We start from the raw sequence: 500 nt of genomic DNA on the forward strand, positions 1-500 counted from the left end.
AAAAAATTGACCTGAACCAACGCATGTAACGCTATACATGTGTGGCCATAGCAATGAAAGCCCCTCGAGGATCAGAGATCCTCTCGGTGACATTTGCTTCGCAAATATCACTGCCGAAACATGATCTTTCTTATGAAAGCAAGCTTTCACGAAAGATCAGTCCCGTCAGGATGCTTTCAAAGCTATTTGGCAAGTTGGTTATGCATGAAAGAGCGCAGGGTGGATGCCTTGGCACTAAGAGCCGATGAAAGACGTGATAAGCTGCGAAAAGCTTCGGGGAGGAGCAAATATCCATTGATCCGGAGATTTCTGAATGGGGAAACCCACATGAGCAAACCTCATGTATCCATACGCCAATCCATAACGTATGGAGGGGAACCCGGTGAACTGAAACATCTAAGTAGCCGGAGGAAGAGAAAGAAACATCGATCCCGGGAGTAGCGGCGAGCGAAACCGGGAGAGCCCAAACCGGGGTGCGTGCACCCCGGGGTTCGGACCGC

Annotated in this window: 1 rRNA gene; it reads left to right on the plus strand. The window is 50.0% G+C overall.

Annotated features, from left to right (window positions below):
- Positions 1-196: 196 nt before the first annotated feature.
- Positions 197-500: ribosomal RNA gene (locus tag B5E62_RS16685) — 23S ribosomal RNA — on the plus strand; the annotation flags it as partial.

Origin of the sequence: Lachnoclostridium sp. An118 (assembly GCF_002160985.1) — a bacterium.
Taxonomy (GTDB): domain Bacteria; phylum Bacillota; class Clostridia; order Lachnospirales; family Lachnospiraceae; genus Claveliimonas; species Claveliimonas stercoravium.